Consider the following 1,187-nt stretch of genomic DNA (forward strand, 5'->3'; position numbering starts at 1 on the left):
TCCCCGGACCGCCCTGATCTTTCGGCCTTTGACGCGAGTGATCCGTTCCGCTTTGGCGATCAGCTGAGCGAGGAGGAGCGGATGCTCCGGGATGCGGCGCGGTCCTTTGCGCAGGACCGGCTGGGGTCGCGGGTGGTCGAGGCCTTCGCCAACGAGACCGTGGCGCCGGAGATCTTCGCCGAGATGGGCGCGGCCGGGCTGCTCGGCGTCACCGTCCCCGAGGAATACGGCGGGCTCGGCGCCGGCTATGTCAGCTACGGGCTGATCGCGCGCGAGGTCGAGCGGGTCGATTCGGGCTATCGCTCGATGATGTCCGTGCAGTCGAGCCTGGTGATGTATCCGATCCTGGCCTACGGCTCCGAGGCGCAGAAGCGCCGATACCTGCCCGGCCTGGCGGCGGGGACGCTGATCGGCTGTTTCGGCCTGACCGAGCCCGAGGCCGGCTCGGACCCCGGCGGGATGAAGACCCGGGCCACGAAGACCGAGGGCGGCTATCTGCTGAACGGCGCCAAGATGTGGATCTCCAACGCGCCGCTGGCCGATGTCTTCGTGGTCTGGGCCAAGTCCGAGGCGCATGGCGGCCGGATCCGCGGCTTCGTGCTCGACAAGGGGCTGAAGGGGCTGAGCGCGCCGAAGATCGAGGGCAAGCTGAGCCTGCGCGCCAGCGTCACCGGCGAGATCGTGCTGCAGGATGTCGAGGTCGGCGAGGAGGCGCTGCTGCCCGGGGTCGAGGGGCTGAAGGGCCCGTTCGGCTGCCTGAACCGGGCCCGCTACGGCATCGCCTGGGGGGTGATGGGCGCCGCCGAGGACTGTTTCGAGGCGGCCCGCGACTATGGCCTGACCCGGCGCCAGTTCAACCGGCCGCTGGCCCAGACCCAGCTCTACCAGAAGAAGCTCGCCGACATGGCCACCGACATCGCCTACGGGCTGCAGGCCTGCCTGCGGGTCGGACGGCTGATGGAAGAACACCGCGCCGCGCCCGAGATGATCTCGATGATCAAGCGGCAGAACTGCGGCAAGGCGCTCGACATCGCCAGGCTGGCCCGCGACATGCATGGCGGCAACGGCATCTCCGGCGGCATCCCGGTGTTCCGCCACATGGTCAATCTCGAAACCGTCAATACCTACGAAGGCACCCACGACATCCACGCCCTCATCCTCGGCCGCGCCATCACGGGCATGCAGGC

The 1,187-nt window shown here is 68.9% G+C and carries 1 protein-coding gene; it reads left to right on the top strand.

Annotated features, from left to right (window positions below):
* Positions 1 to 1,187 (top strand): acyl-CoA dehydrogenase (locus NUW50_RS21310; protein ID WP_258291208.1); only part of this gene is annotated, 1,187 nt, incomplete at both ends.

It is taken from the genome of Frigidibacter sp. ROC022 (assembly GCF_024723735.1).
In the GTDB taxonomy this organism is placed as follows: Bacteria; Pseudomonadota; Alphaproteobacteria; order Rhodobacterales; family Rhodobacteraceae; genus SLM-1.